General features: G+C 34.8%; 1 protein-coding gene. It reads right to left on the bottom strand.

What is annotated here, in order from left to right; translation table 11 throughout:
* A partial coding sequence (locus AC1DPZ_RS28735; protein WP_477409962.1) for a hypothetical protein occupies window positions 1–551 on the bottom strand: 551 nt, incomplete at both ends.

The following is a 551-nucleotide window of genomic DNA, read 5'->3' as shown; positions in this document are numbered from 1 at the left end:
GTGATGATTTATCGCCTACCTGCGAAAGATTATCGATGTTTTGTTTTAATTGGTCTAACGCCAGTTTATAATTGTTGGCGGCAAGTTTTTCATCTTTTTTGCGTTCGGCTATTTTTCCAAGTACTTCATATAAATGGTATCTTATTTCGGGATGGTTTTTTTGAGACGGCTGGTCAAGCTGTTTTTCAACAATATACTTGGCCGAATCTGTTTGTCCGTTACTAAAATAAGCATCCGCGAGCATTTGCTCTTCCAGATCGTTTTTTACATAAAGGCTATCTTTTAATAATGCATTAATTTGTTTAATAGCACCTTTGTAGTCATGTTTTAATAAAGTGAGGTAATATCCGGTACGTTTTTGGTAGGTATGTAACTTGTAATTCTGATTTTTGGGGCCGAATAATTTTTCATGGCTGACCTTTAAAGAATCGTAGTTTCTGGTCCTGAAATAATTTTCGGCCTTATTATAAGTAATGAGACTTAAAAGATTGAGGCGAATGATTTTATTTTCATCAATTATATGCTGAGCCTGGTTAAGATAGGATAGGGAC

Source organism: Mucilaginibacter sp. P4_G9 (assembly GCF_056400985.1).
Note: the sequence above shows the minus strand (reverse complement) of the source record. Positions and strands in the feature narration are given on the sequence as shown.